The 25,022-nt window shown below is 55.3% G+C and carries 15 protein-coding genes, 2 tRNA genes, 3 rRNA genes and 1 pseudogene; 11 read left to right on the forward strand and 10 right to left on the reverse strand.

The annotated features are described in order from the left end of the window. Positions 1-574: 574 nt before the first annotated feature. From ACKXF9_RS02165 to ACKXF9_RS02185, 5 genes and pseudogenes are all read left to right on the forward strand, one after another. Positions 575-910: a hypothetical protein gene (locus ACKXF9_RS02165; RefSeq protein WP_418265161.1), complete on the forward strand. Its 336-nt coding sequence runs from the start codon at positions 575-577 to the stop codon at positions 908-910. A 679-nt stretch (positions 911-1,589) separates the two neighbouring features. Then, a complete protein-coding gene (locus ACKXF9_RS02170; RefSeq protein WP_418265162.1) occupies positions 1,590-2,840 on the forward strand; it encodes a hypothetical protein in 1,251 nt (416 codons plus the stop codon). Positions 2,841-2,919: 79 nt separating this feature from the next. Next, positions 2,920-4,284, forward strand: a pseudogene (locus ACKXF9_RS02175) (VapE domain-containing protein). Between the two features lie 211 nt (positions 4,285-4,495). Continuing rightward, positions 4,496-4,810: a helix-turn-helix domain-containing protein gene (locus ACKXF9_RS02180; RefSeq protein ID WP_055192331.1), complete on the forward strand. Its 315-nt coding sequence runs from the start codon at positions 4,496-4,498 to the stop codon at positions 4,808-4,810. A 12-nt stretch (positions 4,811-4,822) separates the two neighbouring features. After that, entirely contained in the window at positions 4,823-6,220 is a 1,398-nt protein-coding gene (locus ACKXF9_RS02185; protein WP_418265163.1) for a site-specific integrase, read from the forward strand. A 156-nt stretch (positions 6,221-6,376) separates the two neighbouring features. Here the strand turns inward: ACKXF9_RS02185 and ACKXF9_RS02190 are convergent. From ACKXF9_RS02190 to ACKXF9_RS02205, 4 genes are all read right to left on the reverse strand, one after another. Further along, positions 6,377-6,452: transfer RNA gene (locus ACKXF9_RS02190), tRNA-Lys, on the reverse strand. 38 nt (positions 6,453-6,490) lie between these two features. Beyond that, positions 6,491-6,607: ribosomal RNA gene (gene rrf, locus ACKXF9_RS02195) — 5S ribosomal RNA — on the reverse strand. Between the two features lie 128 nt (positions 6,608-6,735). Further along, positions 6,736-9,570: ribosomal RNA gene (locus tag ACKXF9_RS02200) — 23S ribosomal RNA — on the reverse strand. Positions 9,571-9,851: 281 nt separating this feature from the next. Then, positions 9,852-11,362: ribosomal RNA gene (locus tag ACKXF9_RS02205) — 16S ribosomal RNA — on the reverse strand. Together the 16S, 23S and 5S rRNA genes with 1 tRNA gene alongside form the textbook arrangement of a ribosomal RNA operon. Positions 11,363-12,034: 672 nt before the next feature. On the opposite strand from ACKXF9_RS02205, the gene ACKXF9_RS02210 reads away from it, so the two are divergent. Next, complete coding sequence (locus tag ACKXF9_RS02210) at positions 12,035-12,811, forward strand: type III pantothenate kinase (protein ID WP_418265164.1); 777 nt, start codon at positions 12,035-12,037, stop codon at positions 12,809-12,811. Between the two features lie 414 nt (positions 12,812-13,225). Here the strand turns inward: ACKXF9_RS02210 and ACKXF9_RS02215 are convergent. Beyond that, a tRNA-Arg gene (locus ACKXF9_RS02215) sits at positions 13,226-13,302 on the reverse strand. Positions 13,303-13,465: 163 nt separating this feature from the next. Here ACKXF9_RS02215 and ACKXF9_RS02220 point away from each other — a divergent pair. Further along, a complete protein-coding gene (locus ACKXF9_RS02220) occupies positions 13,466-14,845 on the forward strand; it encodes an MATE family efflux transporter (RefSeq protein WP_339394396.1) in 1,380 nt (459 codons plus the stop codon). Between the two features lie 53 nt (positions 14,846-14,898). Here ACKXF9_RS02220 and ACKXF9_RS02225 read toward each other — a convergent pair whose 3' ends face one another. The 4 genes from ACKXF9_RS02225 to ACKXF9_RS02240 form a co-directional block, all read right to left on the reverse strand. Next, entirely contained in the window at positions 14,899-15,921 is a 1,023-nt protein-coding gene (locus ACKXF9_RS02225; protein WP_348584072.1) for an ATPase P, read from the reverse strand. Positions 15,922-16,147: 226 nt separating this feature from the next. Continuing rightward, positions 16,148-17,653 carry a carbon starvation protein A gene (locus ACKXF9_RS02230; RefSeq protein ID WP_348584073.1) on the reverse strand — a complete coding sequence of 502 codons (1,506 nt, stop codon included), beginning with the start codon at positions 17,651-17,653 and terminating at the stop codon, positions 16,148-16,150. Between the two features lie 430 nt (positions 17,654-18,083). After that, entirely contained in the window at positions 18,084-19,583 is a 1,500-nt protein-coding gene (locus ACKXF9_RS02235; RefSeq protein WP_418265165.1) for a carbon starvation protein A, read from the reverse strand. Between the two features lie 313 nt (positions 19,584-19,896). Next, on the reverse strand, positions 19,897-20,814 hold the full coding sequence (locus ACKXF9_RS02240; RefSeq protein ID WP_044953327.1) for a LysR family transcriptional regulator: 918 nt from the start codon (positions 20,812-20,814) through the stop codon (positions 19,897-19,899). A gap of 137 nt (positions 20,815-20,951) precedes the next feature. On the opposite strand from ACKXF9_RS02240, the gene ACKXF9_RS02245 reads away from it, so the two are divergent. Genes ACKXF9_RS02245 through ACKXF9_RS02260 form a run of 4 tightly spaced genes read left to right on the forward strand, consistent with a single transcriptional unit; the run spans position 20,952 to position 23,073 of the window. Beyond that, positions 20,952-21,167: a hypothetical protein gene (locus ACKXF9_RS02245; protein ID WP_348584077.1), complete on the forward strand. Its 216-nt coding sequence runs from the start codon at positions 20,952-20,954 to the stop codon at positions 21,165-21,167. A 15-nt stretch (positions 21,168-21,182) separates the two neighbouring features. Further along, positions 21,183-22,085: a ketopantoate reductase family protein gene (locus tag ACKXF9_RS02250; RefSeq protein WP_418265166.1), complete on the forward strand. Its 903-nt coding sequence runs from the start codon at positions 21,183-21,185 to the stop codon at positions 22,083-22,085. A 10-nt stretch (positions 22,086-22,095) separates the two neighbouring features. Beyond that, on the forward strand, positions 22,096-22,524 hold the full coding sequence (locus ACKXF9_RS02255; RefSeq protein WP_418265167.1) for a hypothetical protein: 429 nt from the start codon (positions 22,096-22,098) through the stop codon (positions 22,522-22,524). Positions 22,525-22,533: 9 nt separating this feature from the next. Further along, the gene (locus tag ACKXF9_RS02260; RefSeq protein WP_418265168.1) at positions 22,534-23,073 is read left to right on the forward strand and encodes a histidine phosphatase family protein; all 540 of its coding nucleotides are present in this window, start codon (positions 22,534-22,536) and stop codon (positions 23,071-23,073) included. Positions 23,074-23,313: 240 nt separating this feature from the next. On the opposite strand, the gene ACKXF9_RS02265 is transcribed toward ACKXF9_RS02260, so the two are convergent. Then, positions 23,314-25,020 (reverse strand): hypothetical protein, encoded by a 1,707-nt coding sequence (locus ACKXF9_RS02265; RefSeq protein WP_418265169.1) that lies wholly within the window; start codon positions 25,018-25,020, stop codon positions 23,314-23,316. Positions 25,021-25,022 lie beyond the last annotated feature (2 nt).

Genomic DNA, 25,022 nt, shown 5'->3' on the forward strand with positions numbered 1-25,022 from the left:
CGGAAAACGCCGCCGGAAGGGGGCAGGAAAGCCATGCAGGGAGAACGGCGCACCCAATATCAACTGGTCAAAATGGCCAGTTGATGTGGTGAATGACACAAAGCGTCATTCACCAGAAAAACCTTATGCGTTACGGCTCACCTCATGTGGACATTTTAACCACATGGGGTGAATTGCCGCAGCTTGAATCAATGTAGACAATTTGTCCACATTGATTCTGTTCGTGCTACGCTTAACCTCGACTTGACATTTTGTCAAGCCACGGTGAAATCTGGTAAGTGTCGCTTTCCGGTATTTGCCAGATTACTGTAACACGATTACCCCATGGTGGGTTACGAAAACCGTAACTCACCACTTGGAAGTGGTAAATGGACAAAATGTCCACTTACCACCCAGCATTAACGCACAGATTTTAGTTGGTGATCATTTTGATCACCAACCAGACAATCGTAACGCTTTATTGTGTAAAAGTGGTGGTTATCATTTTGGTAACCACCATATACCCGTAACATTTGGGGCAAATAATGCTTTTCATTATCCACCACACACCTGTAACAGCCAAAGGAGGATGCCTATGACAACAGAACAATGGGAACGTGAAAATCAGGACACCCTGATGGAATATTTCATTGATGGCGACCCCAGTGTGCGCAGAATCCAATGTGAATACTGCCGCAAGGTCCTCTACACCCAGACCCGAAACCGCAAATATTGCAGTTTCCAAACATGCGGTCACAAGATGCTGAATCTACGGAAAAGCCTTAAAAAGCGTGCCGAACGTGGAACGTATACCTGCGCTTGCTGCGGGGAGCAGTTCTTACCGATTCGGGCAGATGCCAGATATTGCAGCAATGCCTGTCGGCAGAAAGGCTACCGCCAGCGTAAAACAATCGCACACACTTCTCTTTGAGGAACTTGACAAAGTTTGTCAAGTTCCTTATCGGTGTTACTTTTATTTAGTAAAGTGGCACCTCCCATTCTGGGAAGTGCCAAAATACCGTAACTCTTAATCGCTCACTCCCAAATCCCCAAAGTGGGAATTCGGGCTGTCATCTGAAATCAGGTTACGCTTTCCGTAACTTGATTTGCAACTCCCGCCGAATCAAGTTCCCACTTTGGGAACTTGATTGTAGCCGTATCAAAATCAAGTTATCAAAATGATAACTTGATTGCATCCGTGGCAGAGCCACCGGAGTTTCCATTTTGATAACTCCGGTTTTATCTGTAACACGTCACTCCCACTCCGTAAAAATCAGGTGATCAAAATGAGCACTTGATTCTACCTGTAACGCCTCAAAGTCGTTGAAAATCAGGTGCCGCTATCCGGCACTTGATTTTTTACCTGTAACAGAATCAGTGGGTCAAAATGGCCCACTGAAAAAGCCGGACGAGCTGCGGGCAGAGATTCGCAAATCTTTGCCCGCCAGCTTGCCAAAATCAACGGGCCAAAATGGCCCGTTGAAGGGAGTCAAGGGGGAACGCCTTGCCCAGTGATATGATGCTGTGCGTCATATCCTACTGGGTATTATCTGGCGCAAAACGGCGGCAGATCCAGCAGCTCCGCTGCTGCGTTTTTCCACGCCAAGCTGTTGAAACGGAGGAATGTCTATCTGAAATTAACACGACACAACGGACGAGCCGGAGCACACGGCACTTACAACCCCAAGCACAATGACCGCAGTTTCAACCTTGCCAACAGTGAGCACATCGACCCGGAACGAGCCAAGGGCAACATCTACTGGGACTGCTTTCACGGTTTCCGCTCGGCTCTTGACCCACAAGACCCGGACGATCTGGCGGCAACCTTCTCGGACGTAGAACGGCAGTTCTACGAAACCCACTACACGGCTTTTGTGGAAAACCAGAACGAGCGCAACGCCAAGATCCGGCACACGGAACGCAACCGCTCCATTCCCGACCTGCTGTCCAGCCGCAAGGCCTGCCCGGAAGAGACCATCTACCAGCTGGGAACGCTGGATGAACACGCTTCGGCGGAGGACTTGCTGAACATCGTCACCGAGTTCATTGACGAGTTCAAGTCCAAGTTTGGCGACCATGTTCATGTGCTGGACTGGGCACTGCATCTGGACGAAAGCACACCCCACATCCACGAACGTCATGTGTTCGACTGTGAGAATAAGTACGGCGAGGTGGCACCCCAGCAGGAAAAGGCGTTGGAAGCGTTGGGCTTTGAGCTGCCCGACCCGGACAAGCCCCTCAGCCGCCGCAACAACCGCAAAATCACCTTTGATGCCGCCTGCCGGAAGATGCTGTTTGAAATCGCCAAGCGGCACGGGCTGGAATTGGAGGAAGAAGCGGAGTACGGCAACCGCAAATATCTGGAAAAGCAGGATTTCATCCTTGCTAAACAAAAGGAACAGCTTGCCGCCCAGCAGAACAAGCTGGACGAATTGACCCTCAAGGTCAACGACATGGAAACGCTGATCGACGAGGTATCGGCTGCGGCTTACGACAAGGCGGTGGAGGTCGTGACCGATGTGGTGCGCACCGAGACTCGGAAAGAGGATATGCGGATGATCGAGGACACGAAGAAGTGGGTGCTGTCCCCTGAACGCAAGGCTCCGCAGGCCACGAGAGAGTACGCCGCCCATCGGTTGGACACCGTGCTGGACAAGTTCCTCAAGACCATGCAATCCACCGCTGCACGTCTGCAGGAAAAGCTGCTGAAGCCGGAGGCTCGGCAGAAAGGCAAGGAACAGGTCAAGGAGAAAGCACGGGATTCCGTTCTGCAACTGTTGAGCCGTTTGCAGGCAGAACAGGCGCAGCGGAATCCATCTGTACTTTCAACTGCGGAAAAGTCAGAAAATCGCTTTCAATAATAGTACGAGGTGATGTTTATTGCGCAAAGAAGTCAATCAAGAAGAACTCGCTCCCCGAACCGTTGCGGACGTAAAAGAAATGCTGACCAAGCACTCCAACGGCGAGATCCAGCGGACGATCCAAAACTGCATCACGATTCTGCAGAACGACCATGTGCTTGCCGATGCCATCCGGCTGAACTTGTTGAGCGAGCGCATCGACATCGTAAAGCCTGTGGGCTGGCCTCGCTCCGGCAAGACCCTGAACGATACCGATATGAAGTATATCCTGCGGAGAATGGAGAAATACGGTATTTCCAGCGAGAAGAAGATCGAATCCGCCATCCGCATCGTTGCCAACGAGAACCGCTACCACCCCATCCGGGACTACCTGAACGGCCTGCAATGGGACGGTACGGAAAGGATAGCCCACGTCCTGCACCATTTTCTCGGTGCTGCGGAGGACGAGTACACTTGCGAAGCCATGAAGATTTTCTTGCTGGGAGCCATCAAGCGCGTGTTCCAGCCGGGATGCAAATTTGAAACCATGCTCTGTCTGGTGGGCGGGCAAGGGTGCGGGTCGCCAGTGGCGACCTCAAAATGCTGCAGGCATTTTGAAGCACCGACCGAGCCGACAGGCGAGACCCGGGGAAGTCCACTTTCTTCCGGCTGCTGGCGGTCAAGGACGAGTGGTTCTCGGATGATCTGCGTCGGTTGGACGATGACAACGTGTACCGAAAGCTGCAAGGGCACTGGATCATTGAAATGTCGGAGATGATTGCCACCGCCAATGCTAAGAGCATCGAGGAGATCAAGAGCTTTCTCAGCAAACAGAAGGAGACCTATAAAGTCCCCTACAAGACCCATCCTGCCGACCGTCTGCGCCAGTGTGTCTTTGCTGGCACGACCAATCGGCAGGATTTTTTGCCCCGTGACCGCACGGGCAATCGCCGCTTTATCCCCGTTCCGGTGGATGCGGAACTAGCAGAAGTCCACATTCTAGACGATGAAGCCGAATCCCGTGCCTATATCAACCAGCTTTGGGCAGAAGCCATGACCATCTACAACAGCGGCAACTATAAGCTGGCATTCAGCCCCGCCATGCAGGAAACCCTGCAAGCCCACCAGCAGGATTTCATGCAGGAGGACGCACAGGCTGGTATGATCTACGCCTTTCTGGAGGACTACACGGGTGACCGGGTGTGTTCCAAGCAGCTCTATGCGGAGGCTCTGGGCAACACGAACATCCCGGCAGAGTGGGAGACCCGTGCTATCTGCGAGATCATGAACACCGGCATTTCGCGCGGCGATATCCAAGGCTGGCAGGCACACAAGACCGCCAAGCGTTACCCGAAGTACGGGCGTTCAGAAAGGTTGGGAGCGCGTAACCAGCCCCGAAACCGGGGCTGAAAATTTCTCCGAAATAACGGATGCGGAAGCCAAGCAACTGGGCTTTCCTTTCTGATGAACAGTGGTCACACGTCTGGTTACAGGTTCGGTTACGTTCTAGTTACGGCGAAAAAGCCGCACGACTGCTGCTTTTTCCGTTTTCTGTAACCATGTAACCTTAAAAAGGTAAGAAAAAGTATAAAGCCTACCGAATGCCCTGTGTGCAAAAAAGATAATTTTCCTGCCCGGTTACAGGCGTTCGGTTACAAGGAATTGGAGGACTGCCTATGAATATGAATCGGCCTGATATGACCGAAGATGTGAAATATAAAGATTATACGAATAAATCCTTGCAAACGGACTCGAACCTCGCTACAATGGAGGTGTCCAAAACCCCTGCCATTGAATCTTCTGACCAGACCAAAGCAGCCAAGCTCGAACCTCTTGTTTACCGGGTGGAGGAGATTGCCCAACTTTTGGCGATCTCTCCCCGCGCTGCGTACAACCTGTGCAATACCACGAAAGATTTCCGAGTATTACGCATCGGCACCAGCATCCGGGTGAACAAGCAGAGTTTCGACAACTGGTTTGCGGCAGTCTGAGGGAGGTAATCTATGGCATCTATCATGAAGCGCGGAGATTCTTACTCCGTCCGTTACAAGTACAAAGACCATTCCGGCAAGCCCTGCGAGGGATGGGAAAGTTTCAAGACCAGAAAGGAGGCGCAGGAGCGGAAGATCACGGTCGAGAAAGAACTGCTGGACGGCACATTCCTTGTCCCCGACACCATGACGGTGGAGGAGATGTTGTACAAATGGATTCCGATCCAGTCTACCAAGCACAAATGGTCCCCCAAGACCTACACCCAGTCCGTAGCGATGGTGCAGAACCTGATCGTGCCCTATATCGGTAAACGGAAGGTGCAGGAGCTGCGCACCTACGACATCGAGAAGTTCTACGCCACCCTTGCCAAGACCCCCTGCGGGCAGTATGTGAAGGGTATCAAGCAGGATCAGACCAAGAAGCAGAAGAAGCGGCTGCTGTCCAGCACCTCTATCCACGAAGTCCACACGCTGCTGAAAACGGCGTTCTCCTATGCGGTGGAATGGGACTTGATCCACAAGATTCCCCTGCCCCGTGATGCCCCCAAGGTCAACATCGAGGAACGCACCATCTGGGACGAGAAAACCATGCTGGCAGCGTTGCAAACCATCGAGAACCCTGCCCTGCATCTGGCGGTGCACATGAGCATGATCCTTTCGCTCCGTGAGGGCGAAATTCTCGGCTTGCAGCCGAGTGATCTGGACTTTGATGCCGCCGATGGGCGTGGCACCATCTCGGTCAGCAAGACCATGCAGCGAGCCAACAAGGACGCTCTGGAAAAGCTCGACCCCAAGCAGGTCTACTACACCTTCCCGGACAGGCGTGAGGGCAGCAAGTCCTCTCTTATCCTGAAAAAGCCCAAGACCAAAAAGTCGAACCGCATCCTGTATATGACCAAACCGCTGAAAGAGGAGCTTCTGGCATGGCTTGAAAAGCTCAAACAGGACGAGCAGAACGCCCCAGAAAAGTACAGCAACTGCGGGCAACTGTTCCGGCTCCCGGATGGTCTGCCCATTGCGCCGGAGTTGCTAACAAAATGGTACCGGTTATGGCGGGCAGAGCACCCGGAGTTTGAGCAGATCGTGTTCCACGGTCTGCGGCACTCCAGTGCCACCTACCAGCTGTTGCAGTCGGACGGCGACTTCAAGTCGGTGCAGGGCAATACCGGCCATGCGACAGCATCTGTCCTGATGGACACCTACGCTCACACGCAGGACAAGCCCCGGTTGGAGTTGACCGAGAAAATCGAAGCAAACTTCTATTCCCAAGACCTGACCCCGGCAGCACCCCAGCCCCGGCAAAATGAAAAGCCGGTGGCAACAAAAATCTCCGGTAAGGAGATCCTTGAAGCCATCCGGCTGATGGACGCAGACGAACGCAGGGAGTTGACGAGAGCCTTGTTCGCTTAACATCTCTTCTTTTTATGCAAAGGAAAGCAGGCTGTGCAAACCTTGCACAGAAAGGCCCCCGATTCGGGCAAATGTGCAAGCGGTGTGCAGAAAGTGTGCAGCCGCTTTCCTACATAAAGAAAGAACGTCAAATCTTACGATTTGACGTTCAATATCTGGTGCACCTCCAGGGACTCGAACCCTGGGCCCACTGATTAAGAGTCAGTTGCTCTACCAACTGAGCTAGAGGTGCATATTATCAGAATGCGGTTTCTTCATTCTGATAACTCAAGTCGGCGACTACCTATTTTCACGCGCCGTTTCCAGCGAACTATCTTCGGCACAAGTGAGCTTAACTTCTGTGTTCGGAATGGGAACAGGTGGAACCTCACCGTCATCGACACCGACCGATCTGACTGGCCTAGTATAACATATCTGTTGTACTTTGTCCAGTGTTTCTTAGAAGGACGTGCCTTCAAAACTGAATAATCACTGCTAGCATTTTTTCGTTGACTCTTGAGAGTCTCAAGCGAATTGTGGTCAAACCCTCGACCTATTAGTACACGCTTGCTGAATGGATCGCTCCACTTACACATCGTGCCTATCAACCTTGTAGTCTTCAAGGGGTCTTACTTGTTTGAAACAATGGGATATCTTATCTTTGGGTCGGCTTCACGCTTAGATGCTTTCAGCGTTTATCCGATCCGTACATAGTTGCCCAGCTATGCTCTTGGCAGAACAACTGGTGCGCCAGAGGTACGTCCGCTCCGGTCCTCTCGTACTAGGAACAGCTCCCATCAAATATCCTGCGCCCACGACAGATAGGGACCGAACTGTCTCACGACGTTCTGAACCCAGCTCGCGTACCGCTTTAATTGGCGAACAGCCAAACCCTTGGGACCGAATACAGCCCCAGGATGCGATGAGCCGACATCGAGGTGCCAAACCTCCCCGTCGATGTGGACTCTTGGGGGAGATCAGCCTGTTATCCCCAGGGTAACTTTTATCCGTTGAGCGATGGCATTTCCACTCACATACCACCGGATCACTAACTCCAACTTTCGTTACTGCTCGACCCGTCAGTCTCGCAGTTAGGCTCGCTTCTGCGTTTGCACTCTTTTGCTTGATTTCCGTTCAAGCTGAGCGAACCTTTGAACGCCTCCGTTACTCTTTAGGAGGCGACCGCCCCAGTCAAACTGCCCACCTAACAATGTCCCCCGCCTTGATTCAAAGGCGCAGGTTAGAATTCCAATATCGCAAGGATGGTATCCCAACGGCCACTCCGCAAGCGCCAAAGCACCTGTTTCCCAGTGTCCCATCTATCCTGTGCATGCAACATCGAAACCCAATATTAGGCTACAGTAAAGCTCCATGGGGTCTTTCCGTCTTGTCGCGGGTAACCGGCATCTTCACCGGTACTACAATTTCGCCGGGCGGGCTGTTGAGACAGTGCCCAAATCATTACGCCTTTCATGCGGGTCAGAACTTACCTGACAAGGAATTTCGCTACCTTAGGACCGTTATAGTTACGGCCGCCGTTCACTGGGGCTTCGATTCAATGCTTGCACATCTCCTCTTAACCTTCCAGCACCGGGCAGGCGTCAGCTCGTATACGTCATCTTTCGATTTAGCACAAACCTGTGTTTTTGGTAAACAGTTGCTTGGGCCGATTCTCTGCGGCTGCATTGCTGCAGCACCCCTTCTCCCGAAGTTACGGGGTCAATTTGCCGAGTTCCTTAACAACCCTTCTCCCGTTGGCCTTAGAATCTTCTTCCTACCTACCTGTGTCGGTTTGCGGTACGGGCACCGCAGAAATACACACAGCTTTTCTCGCCATCTTCCATCCCGGACTTCGGTACTAACTTCCCTCGATCGCTACCGGAACCAACACCCGGCTCCGAGACTTCATATGTGTCCCTGTGTTTAACTCTTTTGGTGGTGACGGAATCTCTACCGTCTGTGCATCGGCTACGCCGTTAGGCCTCACCTTAGCTCCCGACTGACCTGGAGCGGACGAACCTTCCTCCAGAAACCTGAGGCTTTCGGCCATGCAGATTCTCACTGCATTCGCGCTACTCATTCCGGCATTCTCACTTCTATACACTCCACAGCCGCTTACGCTACTGTTTCACCGCGTATACAACGCTCCCCTACCCAATACATTGCTGTATTGCCTAAGCTTCGGTGTCAGGTTTAGCCCCGTTAAATTCTCCGCGCAAAGACGCTCGACCAGTGAGCTATTACGCACTCTTTGAATGAGTGGCTGCTTCTGAGCCAACATCCTGGTTGTCTGCGTATCTTCACATCGTTTTCCACTTAACCTGACTTTGGGACCTTAGCTGTAGATCTGGGCTGTTTCCCTTTTGACAATGACATTTATCTGACACTGTCTGACTCCCAAGCATCAATACTCTGGCATTCTGAGTTTGATAAGCTTCGCTAACCTCTCGGCCGCTAGGCTATTCAGTGCTTTACCTCCAGGTATCTAACTTGAGGCTAGTCCTAAAACTATTTCGGGGAGAACCAGCTATCTCCGGGTTCGATTGGAATTTCTCCGCTACCCACAGTTCATCCGCCGCCTTTTCAACGGAGGTCGGTTCGGTCCTCCATGGAATTTTACTTCCACTTCAACCTGACCATGGGTAGGTCACCCGGTTTCGGGCCCATTATATGCAACTTAACGCCCTTTTCAAACTCGCTTTCGCTTCGGCTCCAGACCTTAAGTCCTTAACCTTGCTGCATACAATCGCTCGCCGGACCGTTCTACAAAAAGTACCCTATCACGCTTTGACGCGCTCTAGGTGCTTGTAGGCACAGGGTTTCAGGTTCTTTTTCACTCCCCTCCCGGGGTGCTTTTCACCTTTCCTTCACAGTACTATACGCTATCGGTCACTGGGTAGTATTTAGGGTTGGAGGGTGGTCCCCCCGTATTCCGACCAGGTTTCACGTGTCTGGCCGTACTCTGGAATTCGCTCGGCTCTTGTCGTTTTCACCTACGTGGTTCTCACACTCTCTGACCGGCCTTCCCATGCCGTTCGGTTAACAACTTAAGTCCTAAATGCGCTCCGTACCCCGAAAGTATTTCTACTCTCGGTTTGCCCTCTTCCGCGTTCGCTCGCCACTACTTACGGAATCTCGTTTGATGTCTCTTCCTCGCCCTACTTAGATGTTTCAGTTCAGGCGGTTCCCTCGATATACCTATTTTGAAGTTCAGTATAACGTACCTGAGTATGAACCCAGGTGAGTTTCCTCATTCAGAAATCTCCGGATCAATGCTTATTTGCAGCTCCCCGAAGCTTATCGCAGCTTATCACGTCTTTCATCGGCTCCCAGTGCCAAGGCATTCGCCCTGCGCCCTTGTTCGCTTGACCTTTCAAACGTTCTTTCAAGAACATTTGGTATCCTCTTGATTCTCTCTTGCCAACGAAGATTATTGTTACCCTTCCTTTTGAAATTGTAATATTTCTTAAAAAAGAACTTACTATAATCTTTGTTTCGCAGTTATTATTCAGTTTTCAAGGTACGTCTTTGAAGGTTCTTTCGAGCTTTCGCTCTTCAGGGCCCTCAAAATCGAACAATATCTACTCTACTCGTTTAAACCTGTCCGAAAGATCGTCATCTTTTGATGTCGCTCTTTCGCCTGACTCCTTAGAAAGGAGGTGATCCAGCCGCAGGTTCTCCTACGGCTACCTTGTTACGACTTCACCCCAATCACCAGTTTTACCTTCGGCGGCGTCCTCCTTGCGGTTAGACTACCGACTTCGGGTCCCCCCGGCTCTCATGGTGTGACGGGCGGTGTGTACAAGGCCCGGGAACGTATTCACCGTGGCATGCTGATCCACGATTACTAGCAATTCCGACTTCGTGCAGGCGAGTTGCAGCCTGCAGTCCGAACTGGGACGTTGTTTCTGAGTTTTGCTCCACCTCGCGGTCTTGCTTCTCTTTGTTTAACGCCATTGTAGTACGTGTGTAGCCCAAGTCATAAAGGGCATGATGATTTGACGTCATCCCCACCTTCCTCCGTTTTGTCAACGGCAGTCTGGCCAGAGTCCTCTTGCGTAGTAACTGACCATAAGGGTTGCGCTCGTTGCGGGACTTAACCCAACATCTCACGACACGAGCTGACGACAACCATGCACCACCTGTCTCCTTGCTCCGAAGAGAAATGCTGTTTCCAGCATCGTCAAGGGATGTCAAGACTTGGTAAGGTTCTTCGCGTTGCGTCGAATTAAACCACATACTCCACTGCTTGTGCGGGCCCCCGTCAATTCCTTTGAGTTTCAACCTTGCGGTCGTACTCCCCAGGTGGATTACTTATTGTGTTAACTGCGGCACTGAAGGGGTCAATCCTCCAACACCTAGTAATCATCGTTTACGGTGTGGACTACCAGGGTATCTAATCCTGTTTGCTACCCACACTTTCGAGCCTCAGCGTCAGTTGGTGCCCAGTAGGCCGCCTTCGCCACTGGTGTTCCTCCCGATATCTACGCATTCCACCGCTACACCGGGAATTCCGCCTACCTCTGCACTACTCAAGAAAAACAGTTTTGAAAGCAGTTTATGGGTTGAGCCCATAGATTTCACTTCCAACTTGTCTTCCCGCCTGCGCTCCCTTTACACCCAGTAATTCCGGACAACGCTTGTGACCTACGTTTTACCGCGGCTGCTGGCACGTAGTTAGCCGTCACTTCCTTGTTGGGTACCGTCATTATCTTCCCCAACAACAGGAGTTTACAATCCGAAGACCTTCTTCCTCCACGCGGCGTCGCTGCATCAGGGTTTCCCCCATTGTGCAATATTCCCCACTGCTGCCTCCCGTAGGAGTCTGGGCCGTGTCTCAGTCCCAATGTGGCCGTTCAACCTCTCAGTCCGGCTACCGATCGTCGCCTTGGTGGGCCGTTACCTCACCAACTAGCTAATCGGACGCGAGGCCATCTCAAAGCGGATTGCTCCTTTTCCCTCTGCTCGATGCCGAGCCGTGGGCTTATGCGGTATTAGCAGTCGTTTCCAACTGTTGTCCCCCTCTTTGAGGCAGGTTCCTCACGCGTTACTCACCCGTTCGCCACTCGCTCGAGAAAGCAAGCTCTCTCTCGCTCGTTCGACTTGCATGTGTTAGGCGCGCCGCCAGCGTTCGTCCTGAGCCAGGATCAAACTCTTTATAAATGATATTTATCACTTAAAAGTGTTAAATCTTGTTCGCTCAGCACGCAATCGCTTGCGTCCTGTGTGAATTACTTTTGGAATTGTTTTAAGTGTTTTTCCAAACACATAAAGGTTCCTTACAAGTTTTTTCGATATTGTTCAATTTTCAAGGTCCTGTGCGCCTCAGCCTTGCGGCTGACGACCTGTTTATTGTACCACCGAAGTGGTTTTTTGTCAAGCCTTATTTTTTAGAAGCTTTTGAACTTTCTGAACTTGGACACTCAAGAAGTTTCTCAGAACAAACCGTGAGCTTGTCGGGGTGAGACCCCTCCATCTTGCTTTCGCAAGACCGCTCTGTTTGCTTGAACGCCCCACTGGGGCGGTTCATTGCTCTCGCAACCGCAAAACTTTTCAGCGTCTATTGGTTCTTTTCAAGGGCTTCCTGCTGAGGCTCCGGAAGTCATTCTTTTGCCTCAGCGCTTGGCGCTCAAGTATAATACCACACCCCCGCCTCCTTGTCAACACTTTTTGACAACTTTTCCCCATTTTCTTTGCAATTTCTTTTGGAGGGGAGAAAGCCCCTCAATCGGAACGCCCCTCTCTGTCATCGCTGCACACACTTGCGTATCGGCGGCGGGTGCGCTATTATATATTATAATACATTATATTGTGCCGTGGAGGAGGGCTTTGTTTATGATACTCACCGTTAACATCGGCAACACCCATATCACTGTGGGCGGCTACGAACAGGACACGCTCCGGTTCTGTGGGCGGCTGCATTCTGATATGGATGCAACGGTGGATGAATACGCCATTCGGCTGGTGAATCTTCTCTCACTGCATGGTGCCACCCCCGACCAGATCGAGGGCGGCATTCTGGGCAGCGTTGTCCCGGTGCTGAGCGGGCGGGTGCTTTCGGCGCTGCACATCCTGTGCAAAGCCCGCATCCTGACGGTAGGGCCGGGCCTGAAAAGCGGCATCAAACTGCGGCTGGACAATCCCGCCCAGCTGGGTGCCGAACTTTTGTGCGGTGCCGTCGCCGCGCTATCAGAGTGTTCCGGGCCGCTGGTGGTGATCTCTGCCGATACTGCCATTTCCATGATGGCCGTCAATGCAAAGCAGGAGCTTGTGGGCGGGGTGATCCTGCCCGGGCCGCAGCTTTCGCTGAGTGCACTGGTAAAGAACACCGCTCAGCTGCCGCAGATCGACCTTGCCGCAAAGGCTCCTGCGTCCATTCTGGGCAAGAGCACCTCTTCCTGCCTGCAGAACGGCTTTGTACTGGGCACCGCCGGCCTGCTGGACGGTCTGGCTGAGCGTTTTTGTGCCGAGCTTGGCCCGCAGACCGCCTTCTACGCCACCGGCAGCCTGCCCGCCGCCATCCGGGAAGCCTGCCGAACCCCCATTCTATACCGGGAGACCCTCATCACAGACGGACTGTACCGCATCTGGATGAAAAACAAAAAGGGATAGCTTCATTTCGCCCGGATGAACGGTAGTCCTCTTGTTAGACATTCCTACAGATTGGGAACCGCGGACTAAGCAAAGCCGCACTGTGGCTTTGCTTGCGGCGCTATGCAGGGCCTTACGGGTTGCGTTTGCTGATTTTTCTGCAGCCCCTTGGCAGGGCTTTGAAAAATCAGAACGCGGCCCCAACAACTCCTCCCTGTTTCAGCCGCTGGCTGCGGTCGTCGTCGTTGCTGTTCGAATCCTCCCGGCGCACTGTAAATCGCAGCCTCTTGTTAGACATTCCTACAGGTTGGGAACCGCGGGCTAAGCAAAGCCGCACTGTGGCTTTGCTTGCGGCGCTGTGCGCCGCCGCCCTGTTCGAATCCTCCCGGTTGCACAAAAAGAATCCCCGGCACACGAAAGTGTGTCGGGGATTCTTGGTGCGACCGGGAGGATTCGAACCTCTGGCCTTCCGGGTCGGAGCCGAACGCTCTATCCAGCTGAGCTACGATCGCATACATTGACCTGTCGGTGTAATGTAGTATAGCACAGCCGCACAAAAAAATCAAACCTGAAATGTCGAAGCCATCTTGCAAAAGATGCACCGGCCCTTATAATAGAAATGTGCCCCGGTGTGCGCGGGCACGGTTTTGTTTAGGATAAAGGAAAAAAGAGAGTATGAGTTCGAATACCAAAACGCTGACCGAAGGGCCTCTGGCCAAGCAGATCCTTCTGGTCAGCCTGCCGCTGGCATTCTCCAACCTGCTGCAGGTGCTGTTCAACATGTCGGACGTGGCCGTGGTAGGCCGGTTTGCAGGCTCTACAGCGCTGGGTGCCGTGGGCTCCACCAGCATCCTTGTCAGCCTGTTCACCGGCTTCCTGATCGGCCTGAGCGGCGGCATCAACGTGCTGGTGGCCCGTTTTTACGGCGCACGCCATGCCGGCGATGTGGAAAAGACGGTGCACTCGGCAGCCATCGTCAGCCTGATCGCGGGTGTGGTGCTGCTGTTTGTCGGCCTGCTGGGCTCCCCCTTCATGCTGCGGCTGCTGAACACCAAAGACGACCTGCTTCCCGGTGCCATTCTGTATCTGCGGGTGTACTTTCTGGGTATGCCTGCTCTGGCCCTGTACAACTTTGGCAACGCCGTGTTCAGCGCCATCGGCGATACCAAAAAGCCGCTGATCTACCTTTCCATTGCAGGCGCGCTGAACATCCTGCTGAACCTGTTTTTTGTCATCGTGTGCCAGCTGAGCGTGGTGGGCGTGGCGCTGGCCAGTGCCATCTCCCAGTGTGTTTCGGCCGGGCTCATCCTGCGCGCCCTGACCCGGGTGCAGGACTGCTACGTGCTGGACGTCCACAAGCTGCACCTTGACCCTGACCTGACCCGGAGCATTCTGGGGCTTGGCCTGCCTGCCGGGTTCCAGAACGCCATCTTTGCCATTGCGAACCTGTTCATTCAGGCAGGCGTCAATTCCTTCGACTCCCTCATGGTCAAGGGCAACAGCGCTGCCGCCAACGCCGACGCCATGATCTACGACTGCATGGCCGCGTTCTACATGGCCTGTGCAAGCTTTATGAGCCAGAACTACGGTGCCGGCAAGCCGGACCGCGTGAAAAAAAGCTTCTTCATCAGTCTGGCTTACTCCTTTGGTGTCGGCCTGATCCTGGGCGGGAGCCTTTTCTTCTTCGGGCGCAGCTTCCTTGCCCTGTTCACCACCGAGAGCGCCGTCATCGACGCAGGCATGAAGCGTGTGCGCGTGATGGGCCTTGCCTACTGCATCTCCGCCTTTATGGACTGCACCATTGCCGCGTCCCGCGGACTGGGCAAGACGATCGTGCCTACCATCATCGTGGTGATGGGCTCCTGCGTGTTCCGTGTCATCTGGGTCTACACCATCTTTGCCCACTTCCACACCATTCCCTCGCTGTATGCGCTGTACCCCTGCAGCTGGGCGCTGACCGCCGCTGCAGAGATCGTGTACTACGCGCACTGCTACCGGGAAGCCATGAAGATCTTCCATCACCCCAAAGCGGAGCAGCTTCCAAGCGCTCTGTAACACAAGAACCGGCAGCCCGCGGGCTGCCGGTTCTTGTTGTTTTATGAGGATCTTTACTGATAATCGTGGTTGAGGAACATGGCCTTGATGACCACCACCTCGTCGTACTCCTCCTGTTCCACCTGCACATCTGCGTTCAGGGATTTCAGGCGGCTTTCCACAGCAGCAAGGGCTTCCGGCACCGTGACGGCGCGGCCCTCTTCAATGGCATCGCTCATCTGCTTGAGCACGATGGGATGGGCATACCGGCTGGGCACCGGGAACGCACCGCTGGGGTAGTGCTTCACGTACTCTGCCATGGCAGCTTCGGCCTTCTCGGCCCGCTTCATGATAGCGCTGTGGTTGTTGTGGGCGGTGGGCAGCATGTTGTAGCTGGAGAACAGGAAGATGGCTGCAAAGCCGAACAGCGCAAAGTAGATGCCATAGCCGCCGGTATGGGTGGTGACGGCATACAGGCCATAGGCCGCAGAGACGATGCCCATGATAAAGATGGCCAGCGCCACATAGCGGTACACCGGCTTGCTCTGCAGCTGGGCACGCTTGCGGCGCTCGGCTGCGCTGAGCTCATCGGAGAGGGCAGGCTTTGCTTCCAGATATTCCTTTGCCCTGCGCAGCACCGTGATGCTGTGGCGGGCTTCGTCGGTCAGTTCGCTTTCCGGCAGCTTGCGGGAGGCCTTTTCGGCTTCCTTCTTCTGCAGCATCTGCTCACCGGCTGCGCTGAGCAGATGGATCTGCGGCTGCTCTTTGGCCAGCACCTCCAGCAGCTTGTCCACGTCGCGCTCGTCCTTGAAGTTGCACTGCTTCTGCTTGCCGCCGTCGTACTCTACCACAAGGTAGGCCATGGAGGCAAACATGCCCTTGCCGGTAAAGCCGCCGGAGCTCATAGCCACCCGCTTGAACACACGGCTGATGCTGCCGTAGGGCAGATAATAGCGGCGGTCGATGTAAAAGCTGTTGAGGTACAGCGCCTTTTTGCCAACGCCGCAGGGGCCGATCTTTTTGCAGGACTTTTTGTCCTCCACCAGCTCCTGTTGATCAAGCTTTGCCATACCCAGCTGTGCAGGTTTGAAGATCATGGAAGTTCCCTTCTTTACTGTTAGTTTCCGGTCCGGCCGCAGATGCTGCGGCCATTCCAAATAAGATCACCGGTTCTATTTTCGCACCGCAGCCCTTAAAATGCAACCCCTCCGGCTGCTAAGATTTGCACAAAAGGTTTGTCTGTTATGTCAAAACACCCCCGTCACTGCAGGCACAGCGGCGGGGGTGTCAGAGTTTAAGGCTTATGCGATGCGGCAGACGTCCTTATGCCTTCTGGGAAGCGGTGTGCTTCTTGGTGGCATGGATGAAGAGTGCCAGCATTGCGATTGCAAAGATGATGCCGATGGGGTATGCAACGGCGGTGTTGTAAGCGACCAGCTTGCCGTCTGCATAAGTATTGATCATCTTGCCCAGGCACTCAGGTGCCAGCACGAAGTAGGTGCAGGACACAGCGCTCATGAAGGTAGCGGGCACAGCGGTGATCCAGTAGTTCTTCTTTTCCTTGAACAGGTACATGGATGCAGCCCACAGAACGATCATAGCCAGCGTCTGGTTGGTCCAGCTGAAGTAGCGCCAGATCACGGTGTAGTTGATGAAGCCCAGTGCGTTGCCGATGCCCAGGAAAGCACCAACGCCCAGAACGGGGACACAGAGCTTCAGGCGGTTTGCGTAGCTGTCCTGATCGATCTTGAGCCAGTCGGCCAGGGTCAGACGAGCAGAACGGAATGCGGTATCACCAGAGGTGATGGGGCAGATGACAACGCCGATCATTGCCAGAGCAATGCCAACGCCGCCCATGGTCTTTGCACACACGTCGTAGATGGCAGCAGACTGACCGGCAGCCAGAGCCTCGGCCAGACCAGCCATCTTACCGTCGGTGATGGTGTACAGTGCGCAGCCGGCAGCGGCCCAGATCAGAGCGATGACGCCCTCGCAGACCATTGCGCCGTAGAACACGAAGTGGCCCTGCTTCTCACTCTTCATGCAGCGAGCCATCAGAGGCGACTGGGTGGAGTGGAAGCCGGAGATAGCGCCGCAGGCAACGGTGATGAACATGAAGCTCCAGATGGGAGTGCCCGACGGATGCATGTTGTTGAAGTTTGCCCAGATCTCGGGGATGGTGTAGGCGGGGTTGGTGAAGATGCCGAAGATAACGCCCACAGCCATGATGATCAGGCAGATGCCGAACACGGGGTAGATCTTACCGATGATGGCATCGATGGAGATAAAGGTGGCGATGAAGTAATACACCAGAATGATGATCAGCCAGAACAGGGTGGTGGTCAGCAGACCGGACATGCCGCTGTTCTTGCACAGGGTAACGATCAGGCCGGCAGGGCCCACTGCGAACACGGTACCGACCATGATCAGCAGCACAACAGAGAACACACGCATGATGTTCTGCATGACAGGTCCAAGGTATCTGCCGGTGACCTCAGCGATGGATGCGCCATCGTTGCGCTCGCTCATCATACCGGAGAAGTAGTCATGCACACCACCTGCAAAGATGGTGCCGAAGGTGATCCACAGGAACACCACGGGACCCCACAGAGCACCCTGCAGTGCACCAAAGATGGGGCCCAGACCTGCAATGTTCAGCAGCTGGACGAGGAACAGCTTCCACTGGGGCATCACAACGTAGTCAACGCCGTCGTTGATGCGCACAGCAGGAGTTTCGCGGTCGTCCGGTCCGAACGTGTTGTCAACGATCTTGCCATAGACAAAGTAGCCGATGATCAAGAGCGCCAGACAGAGTAAGAAACTAATCATACCAGAAACCTCCTTTTTGATTCAAACCGCAGCCAGCATTTTGCGTGCCCAGCCGCGGCTCTGACCAATCTCTGGCTTCATGTTAACACTTTTTTCATAAAGCAGTTAATATTTTTCTGGTATGGTTCCCATATCAAAAAGTATATAGCAAGATGCTCCTGCGGAATACCTGCAAAGAATTTTTATCGCGTTTACGTCAAATTTTCTTAATTCCCTGGCAAAGACCTTTTCCCGGAACCGGTCAAAGCCGCTGCTGCCAAACTTTTCAGTCTGTTTTTGTGCAAGTTGCTCAATCGTTTTCGATTTTTTCCGCAAATCGTGATTTTTCTGCCTGAATCGCCGCAAAATACAAGGCACCCTCCGCCGAGCCGTTTCAGCGGAGGGTGCCTTATTCAGCAGATCATTTGTATATATGTTTGTATATATCGTGTCATGCCTTCTGGGCTGCCTTCTTCGTTGCGTGGAGGAAGACCGCCAGCATTGCAATGGCAAAGATGACACCGATGGGGTATGCCACTGCGGTGTTGTAAATGGTGGCGCCCTCTGCGGTCTTGCTGTTCAGCAGGCCGCCCAGGCATTCGGGAGCCAGAATGAAGTAGGTGGAAGATACCGCGCTCATGAAGGTGGCAGGCACAGCGGTGATCCAGTAGTTCTTCTTTTCCTTAAAGAGGTACATGGATGCAGCCCACAGAACGATCATGGCCAGCGTCTGGTTGGTCCAGCTGAAGTAGCGCCAGATCACGGTGTAGTTGATGAAGCCCAGTGCGTTGCCGATGCCCAGGAAAGCGCCCACACCCAGAACCGGGATGCAGAGCTTCAGGCGGTTTGCGTAGCTGTCCTGATCGATCTTGAACCAGTCGGCCAGAGTCAGACGTGCGGAGCGGAATGCGGTATCGCCGGAGGTGATGGGGCACACCACAACGCCGACCATTGCCAGCGCGATGCCCACACCGCCCATGGTCTTGGAGCAGACATCATAAATGGCCTTGGACTGGCCCATGGCCAGCGCCTGTGCCAGACCAGTGTTCAATCCGCCGGTAACTTCGTACAGGCTGCAGCCTGCAGCGGCCCAGATCAGAGCGATGACGCCCTCGCAGACCATTGCGCCGTAGAACACGAAGTGGCCCTGCTTCTCACTCTTCATGCAGCGGGCCATCAGAGGCGACTGGGTGGAGTGGAAACCGGAGATCGCACCGCAGGCCACCGTGATGAACATGAAGCTCCAGATGGGGGTGCCCGACGGATGCATGCTGCCGAAATGATCCCAGATCTCCGGGATGGTGTAGGCAGGGTTGGTGAAGATGCCGAAGATGACGCCGATGGCCATGATGATCAGGCAGATGCCGAAGACGGGGTAGATCTTGCCAATGACCGCGTCGATGGAGATAAAGGTCGCGATAAAGTAGTACACCAGAATGATGATGAGCCAGAACAGCAGCGAGGTGAGCACGCCGGAAGCACCGCTCTGATGGCACAGCTCCACGATCAGGCCGGCGGGGCCTACCGCGAACACAGTGCCCACCATGATGAGCAGCACCACCGAGAACACGCGCATAACGTTCTGCATCACAGGGCCTAAGTATTTGCCGGTGATCTCAGCGATGGAAGCGCCGTCGTTGCGCTCACTCATCATGCCGGAGAAGTAGTCGTGCACACCGCCTGCAAAGATGGTGCCGAAGGTGATCCACAAAAAGACCACCGGGCCCCACAATGCGCCCTGCATGGCACCAAAAATGGGGCCAAGGCCGGCGATATTCAGCAGCTGAACGAGGAACAGCTTCCACTGGGGCATCACAACGTAGTCCACACCGTCATTGATGCGCACAGCAGGCGTTTCGCGGTCGTCCGGGCCGAAGGTGTTGTCCACGATCTTACCATAGACAAAGTAGCCCACGATCAGGATCGCCAGACAGAGTAAGAAACTGATCATACCAGAAACCTCCTTTTTTCTTTGTGCCGGAACGATGGAAGCATTTTCCATATTTTCCATCCATCCCGGCCAGCTTTCTGGGTCTATGTTAACATATTTTTCATAAAAGTGATAATATGCTTCTGGTATAGGGGCATATCAAAGGCCATATACCAGCAAAGATTTTTAGCCGATACTTCGTCTCTTTTTCGTACGGTTTATCAACAAAAAGACAGCAGCAGCGCATAAAGCGCCGCGGCTGTCGGCCAAATTCCTTTGCTTTCCGGTTTTTCTGCATTCCGATGTTTTGCCAGTTCTTAACCGGTTTCGGCGGTCATTTCACAGTCAGCGCCGCCTGCTTGTGCAGCAGCTGCACAAAGGTCTGCTCCTCCGGGCGCAGGGTCCCCCTGTCCGGATAGACCAGAACATCCTTCATGCGCTGGCGCTGGGCCGGACACTTCCTGAGCACCAGATGATACTGCTCCAGCGCCCGCTTTGGCATGGGCGACGCCCACATATAGGCATTGGGCAGGTTCTGCAGGATGGAGAACTGGCTGCACCGCTCGTACACATGGATGCGGCGGTTCGGGTTCGTATGCCAGCGCAGGCCGCTGTCCTCGCCGCCGGGCAGCTGGAAATCACCGTGCAGGACCTCCATATAGCTGTTCAGCTGGGTGATATCGGTCACCTCGCACTTTGCCAGCGGGCCTTCGCGGTTGGTCAGCAGCCGGTATTCAAATTCCATCACCGGCTCCCGGTGCAGGCCGTGACGGTCGCAGTAGCGGCGGTAATAGTCCTCGTCCTCCTCCGCGTAGCGCAGCAGCGCCAGATGGTAGCCCCGCCGCAGCACATGGTCCAGCGCTTCCATGGAGCCGGATTCCCGGATATGCACCCGTAGCTGCTGGCTGTCTGCCATCTGCTGCAAAAAATCCACCGTCGCGTAGGAAGCGTAGGTGGCGTGGGGCAGCACCACCCGCAGCTCCGCACAGCTGCTCTGCCGGCTGCGGGCGTCCAGATCCAGCCGGTCCACCTCGTCCAGCACCCGCTCTGCCTGCCGGATAAAATGCCGTCCCTGTTCGGTGGGGATCATGCCGGTGGACGAGCGCTCAAAGATACGGATGCCGTATTCCTCTTCCAGATTCTTGAGCGCCTTGCTCACATTGGGCTGGGCCGCATACAGCTGCTTTGCCGCCGCGCTCACCGAGCCCCACTTGCGGATGGCCACCAGATAACGCAGTTCCGTAATATTCATGTGACTGCCCCCTGTTCCAAAAATCATTCCTATTTTATCAAGCCGGGCGGCCGGCTGTCAAGCCAAATGCGGTTGACGCGCCCCGCGCAGAGCTTTATAATAAAAATGCTGTATTTACAAAAAGGAGTTTAGCTGCTATGGAGACTACCTACCGCGTTCTGCGCATTGACGAACAGCTGTACGGCTGTGAGGAGCTGCCTGCCGGTCAGCCGGTGCTGTGCGATGTCACGCTGGCCGATGCCGCCGGGGCCCGGCGCACCCTGCCCTACCCGGACAAAGAGCTCACCCGCCTTGGCATCGACGAGGGCAGCATGGTCGTCCTGACCGCAGACGGAACGCTGAAAAAGGCATAAACACAGGAGGAACACATGAAAAAGATCAAAACCTCTGCCCTGATCGGCCTGGGCGCACTGGGTATCCTGTTCGGCCGCAAAATGCCCGGCGTGCAGGTCATCGCCGATGAGGACCGCATTGCCCGCTACTCTGCCGAACCGGTCGTCTGTAACGGCGAAGAATGCAAGTTCTCTTACGTCACCCCCGCCGAGGGCAGGCCGGTAGACCTGCTTCTGGTGGCCGTCAAGGCCACGGTGCTGGAACAGGCCATTCAGGACATTGCAAAGTTCGTAGGGCCGGACACCGTCATCCTCAGCGTGCTGAACGGCATCACCAGCGAGGAGCACATTGATGCAGCCTATCCCGGCCACACCCTGTGGAGCGTTGCCATCGGCATGGACGCCACCCGCACCGGGCGCACGCTGGTGTTCAATCAGGCGGGCAAGATCCAGTTTGGCGAGCGCAGCGGCGAAATGACCGACCGCGTGCAGGCCGTGGCCGACTATCTGGACGAGTGCGGCATTGCCAACGAGCCCTGCGGGGATATCCTTTACAAGCAGTGGAACAAGCTGATGGTGAACGACGGCCTGAATCAGGCCGCAGCCGCCTTCGACCAGCCCTACGGCGGCCTGCGCCAGCCCGGCGAGGCACAGGACATGATGCGCGCGGCCATGCAGGAGGTCATCCGGCTGGCGAACCTTGAGGGCGTGCCCCTGCCGCCGGACAACGATGTGAGGTTCATCGACGCCATGATGCCCACCTTCAACCCCGATGGCATGCCCAGCATGCGGCAGGATGTGCTGGCAAAGCGCCCCACCGAGGTGGAGGAGTTTGCCGGTGTGGTGCGCCAGCGGGCCAGGAAGTACGGGATGCCCACCCCCGCCAACGACTTTTTCTACACCCGCATCCGCGAGATCGAGGCGGGCTACTGCAAGTAAGGAGGACTTTATGGACCTGAATCACGCTCTGCGTTTTCTTGGCTTTCCGGAAGATGAGATCCCCGCTCTTCTGGAAGAGGCCAACGCCTATGACCCCGCCCTTCTGGAGCGGGCTTTTGCAGACGAAGCCATGGAGTGTCTCCCATCCGGCTGCGCAAAAAAGCTGCTCGGCACCGGCCTGAGCGCCAGCTTTGTATTCCACCTTGCCATGCGGAACCTGTTCCTTTTGGTCCATTGTTCCCCTCTGGAAACATTCCGCACCGTTCTGGGCAGCGACTGGGGCGATATCCTCAACGAAAACCACGAGCGACATGCTTTTGGTGACGAGCGCGTTTACGACTTTCTGGACCGGCTGACCACTGACCATCTGACAAGTGACATCACGGATCTCTGTGATACGATCCGGGACGAACTGCGCACCGACGAAGAGTCCGAGTAAGGAGCTGCCATGCACAAGCTGTATTTTACCCGCCACGGAGAGACCGTCTGGAACGTTGAGAACAAGATCTGCGGCATGACCGACAGCCCCCTCACCGAGCGGGGCCGCCAGCAGGCCCGGGAGCTGGGCGAAGCCGTCAAGGCCAGCGGGGTGCACATCGATGAGATCCTGTACTCTCCCCTGTCCCGCGCCGCCGACACCGCCATGGCCATTGCTGAGGCCACAGGTCTGCCCGCCCGGTGTGAGCCGCGCCTGCGGGAGCAGTGCTTCGGCAAGTACGAGGGCACGCCCCGCAACGGCGCAAAATTTCACCTCTCCAAGACTTATTTTGCTGACCGCTACGACGGCGGCGAGAGTATGTTGCAGTTGGCGCAGCGCATCTACAACCTGCTGGACGAGCTGAAGGCCGACACCGGCAAGACCTATCTGCTGGTGGCCCACAACGGCATCGCCCGGGTGGTACAGTCCTATTTCTGCGACATGACCAACGAGGAATACGCAGCTGCGGGCATCAGAAACTGCGAACTGGTGGAATATCATTTTGAATAAAGTTTCTTCAAAATCTTGCACGGGCTCGCCCTCTCCGTCACGCCTTGCGGCGTGCCACCTCTCCCAAAGTGAGAGGCTTTGGCATTACGGTCAACTTTCTGGTTCTGCCAAGGGCTCTCCCTTTGGGAGAGCTGTCGAACAAATGTGAGACTGAGAGGGCGAGCCCGTCAACAAAAAAGAATCTGCAACTGTCAGCCTGAACTTCGGGCATCACAATTGCAGATTCTTTCTTTTTATGTCTTATCCTTTATACAGCCCAAACAGCTTGAGCAGCTTCTGCCAGAAGGTCAGGGTCACAGCCGCCGGTTCCGGCTGGGCTGCCGGGGCCGGGGCTGTGATGGCAGTGGTCTGCAACGCAAACTGCACCGCGCTCACCTCGGTGTTCTCTGCCGAGGTGAAGCTCTGCACCTCCCCGCCGCCGGAAAGACTGTTCAGCAGGCTGTCCAGCCGGGCACCCATGTCGATGCCGGAAACGCTGCTGCGCAGCTCGCCGGTGCCGCCGGTCAGCTGAGACGCCCCCTCAGCCAGCTGCGCAACGCCCGCTTTCAGCTGGGCCACGCCGTCGGTGTAGGCGTTCAGGCCGTTGTCCAGCTGGACATACTGGGCGGCAAGCTGGTTCACGCCGTCGGTGAGCACCGAGAGATTGCCCAGCATCCCGGTCAGTACACCGGCCAGCTGCCGCACCCCGGCGTCAAACTCGCCGTAGCTGCCGTTCAGGGTGCTGCTGCCCTCGTGCAGCTGGGCAATGCCGCCGTTCACGGTGTCGAGATAGGTCTGCATGGCGTCGATGTTGGCGGTGGAGCCCTGCAAAAGCAGGATCACATCCTTGAGCTGGGGCATCATCCACACCATGCCCTGCAGCTGCCGGATGGCCTTGGCGTTGCCCTCCTTCACCACATCCAGATCAAGGCCGTTTTCTTTGAGGATGGCCTTGTAGGCTTCAAAGCTCACCTGCTGCTCCAGCTGTGCCGCGCCCTCATCCAGCCGGGCAATGCCGTCCCGGATCTGGGTGGAGGCATCCAGCAGGGTGTTCAGCTCGTCGGTGGAGGCCGAGATACCGTTCAGCGCGGTCTGCATCTGGGTGAGGGCCCCGCGCACCCGGGCTGAGCCGCCGGTCAGAGCGGCAGAATTGCCGTTCAGGGTGTCGATGCCCGCCTGCACCTGCGCAATGCCGTCTGCCAGCGCGTTGGCACCATCGTCCAGCTGCACGGAACCGCTCTGCAGCTGTTCCAGCATCCCGGTCAGGTCCATATCCCCGAGGTCGAGGTTCAGGTTCAGCCGCACGCCGTTCAGGGAAACGGCGTCCATGGCAAAATCCGTCACATCGGCGGTGACGGTCACGTCGCTGTCCGCGCCCGGCAGCAGGATGTAGGAGAGCTGCTTTTTGCTGCCCACGTTCGCCACCGTAGCGCCCGGCGCGCTGATGTTCCGGGCAAGGCCGGTGTCCAGACTCATGGTCACCTGCAGCGCGTAGTCGTCAAAAAAGCTGCCGGTGCAGTCCGGGTTGCGGCTCACCTGCAGCCGGATGGAAAGCGCACCGCTTTTGCCGCCCAGCTCGTCGGGGCTGATCTCTGCCCCGTCCAGCGTATAGGTCAGCTTTACCACCCACGGCAGGGCCGTGGCGGCGTCCATAGTGCCCTCATAATAGAGCTTGCCGTCCTCGGTCACATGCACCGTGACCGTATCGCCGCTCTGCTCCACGGCATCGCTCGTGGTCATGTTGCGCACGGCAGTGTAACTGCCGTGGTCCGCAACGGTATCCCCCGCCTGCACGGAAAAGCTGTTCACGGCGTACACGCCGGTCACAGCACCGGAGGCCGTAAGGTTTGCATAAATGACCTCTTCCTTGGCAGCGGAGGCTGCTGCAAAAGCCGGCAGACTGCTGCCCGCCAGCAGGCAGCCTGCCAGCGCCAGCGCCGACACCCGGCGCACAAATCGATGTTTCATCT

The sequence above is a fragment of the Faecalibacterium sp. 9 genome, from assembly GCF_048320955.1.
Lineage (GTDB): Bacteria > Bacillota > Clostridia > Oscillospirales > Ruminococcaceae > Faecalibacterium > Faecalibacterium wellingii.

Coding starts and splice junctions, on each gene's coding strand:
- ACKXF9_RS02165 (WP_418265161.1), top strand. CDS start 575: ATGACAACAGAACAATGGGAACGTGAAAATCAGGACACCCTGATGGAA.
- ACKXF9_RS02180 (WP_055192331.1), top strand. CDS start 4,496: ATGAATATGAATCGGCCTGATATGACCGAAGATGTGAAATATAAAGAT.
- ACKXF9_RS02185 (WP_418265163.1), top strand. CDS start 4,823: ATGGCATCTATCATGAAGCGCGGAGATTCTTACTCCGTCCGTTACAAG.
- ACKXF9_RS02210 (WP_418265164.1), top strand. CDS start 12,035: ATGATACTCACCGTTAACATCGGCAACACCCATATCACTGTGGGCGGC.
- ACKXF9_RS02220 (WP_339394396.1), top strand. CDS start 13,466: ATGAGTTCGAATACCAAAACGCTGACCGAAGGGCCTCTGGCCAAGCAG.
- ACKXF9_RS02225 (WP_348584072.1), bottom strand. CDS start 15,921: ATGATCTTCAAACCTGCACAGCTGGGTATGGCAAAGCTTGATCAACAG.
- ACKXF9_RS02230 (WP_348584073.1), bottom strand. CDS start 17,653: ATGATTAGTTTCTTACTCTGTCTGGCGCTCTTGATCATCGGCTACTTT.
- ACKXF9_RS02235 (WP_418265165.1), bottom strand. CDS start 19,583: ATGATCAGTTTCTTACTCTGTCTGGCGATCCTGATCGTGGGCTACTTT.
- ACKXF9_RS02240 (WP_044953327.1), bottom strand. CDS start 20,814: ATGAATATTACGGAACTGCGTTATCTGGTGGCCATCCGCAAGTGGGGC.
- ACKXF9_RS02245 (WP_348584077.1), top strand. CDS start 20,952: ATGGAGACTACCTACCGCGTTCTGCGCATTGACGAACAGCTGTACGGC.
- ACKXF9_RS02250 (WP_418265166.1), top strand. CDS start 21,183: ATGAAAAAGATCAAAACCTCTGCCCTGATCGGCCTGGGCGCACTGGGT.
- ACKXF9_RS02255 (WP_418265167.1), top strand. CDS start 22,096: ATGGACCTGAATCACGCTCTGCGTTTTCTTGGCTTTCCGGAAGATGAG.
- ACKXF9_RS02260 (WP_418265168.1), top strand. CDS start 22,534: ATGCACAAGCTGTATTTTACCCGCCACGGAGAGACCGTCTGGAACGTT.
- ACKXF9_RS02265 (WP_418265169.1), bottom strand. CDS start 25,020: ATGAAACATCGATTTGTGCGCCGGGTGTCGGCGCTGGCGCTGGCAGGC.